Below are 577 nucleotides of genomic sequence, written 5' to 3' on the forward strand. Positions count from 1 at the left end.
GTTATTCTCTTGTAATGAGGGGCAAAAAATCAATAAACAGCAAAAACGAAAAATCAGCCGTTACCTTAGCAAATCATAGCAAAAAATCAATGATAATTTGTGTCTGCTTTTGTAGATGGCACGCCAATTGTGCCAATACATCACTTGATATTTAACCTTACCCAAACCCTACATAGCTACTGCATCAACTGACTTTGCCAAAAAATATACTGACCAGTCATTTTATTTGATTCACAAATTCTTGATTTAGGTTAAATTAATCCATAGGACAGCGAAACTTCATTATGACTTTACAAGGATCAGTATATGTCAAATCATCGCTTTATGCGCCGTGCCGCCAAAGGATTGCTTTTTTCTTCCATCGCATTTTCTGCATCTTCTTATGCGTCAAGCTATTACAACTGTGCCAATGCCACTGGCTGTGTCGCAGTCCCCTCCCTCACCGCCACCTCAGATTATGCAAAAACCAAATACCCTATCGTACTTGCTCACGGGCTTGGTGGCTGGAGCAAAATGTTTGGTTTGGTCGATTATTTTAATGGCATCCCTCAAGATCTCACCAAAAATGGCGCAAGTG

At 40.0% G+C, this 577-nt stretch carries 1 pseudogene; it reads left to right on the forward strand.

Annotated features, from left to right (window positions below):
• Positions 1-306 precede the first annotated feature (306 nt).
• A pseudogene (locus J5M58_RS25960) lies at positions 307-577 on the forward strand (hypothetical protein); the annotation flags it as partial.

Origin of the sequence: Pseudomonas sp. 32_A, assembly GCF_017490905.1 — a bacterium.
GTDB lineage: Bacteria > Pseudomonadota > Gammaproteobacteria > Pseudomonadales > Pseudomonadaceae > Aquipseudomonas > Aquipseudomonas inefficax.